This window comes from Streptomyces sp. NRRL F-5650 (genome assembly GCF_000721365.1).
In the GTDB taxonomy this organism is placed as follows: Bacteria; Actinomycetota; Actinomycetes; order Streptomycetales; family Streptomycetaceae; genus Streptomyces; species Streptomyces ardesiacus.
Window position 1 is genome coordinate 1 of the sequence record NZ_JOGV01000162.1, and the last position, 421, is coordinate 421.

The following is a 421-nucleotide window of genomic DNA, read 5'->3' on the forward strand; positions in this document are numbered from 1 at the left end:
CGCCAACCCCCCACCCGCGATGTACAACTCCCCCTGCACACCCCACGGCACCGGACGCAACCGCTCATCCAGCACGAACACCCGCGTGTTCCCGATCGGCACCCCGATCGCCACCCCACCCCCCACCACCACCGGAGCCGTCGTCGACCACACCGTCGTCTCCGTCGGCCCGTACCAGTTCCCCACCTCCAACGCCTCACCCGCCAGCACATCCGCCAACCGCACCGGCAACGCCTCACCCCCCACCACCACCCGCAACCCCCGCACCGCACCCGGCTCAAACGCCAGCAACATCTGCCAGAAAGCCGGAGTCGCCTGCACCACCGACACCCCATGACGCCGCATCAACCCCACAACAGCCCCCGGATCGACCACCACCTCCCGCCGCGCCACCACCACAGCCGCACCACACACCAACGGC

The 421-nt window shown here is 70.1% G+C and carries 1 protein-coding gene; it reads right to left on the bottom strand.

What is annotated here, in order from left to right; translation table 11 throughout:
• Positions 1-414 (bottom strand): AMP-binding protein (locus tag IG88_RS39900; protein ID WP_267884684.1); only part of this gene is annotated, 414 nt, incomplete at its 3' end.
• Positions 415-421: the final 7 nt, after the last annotated feature.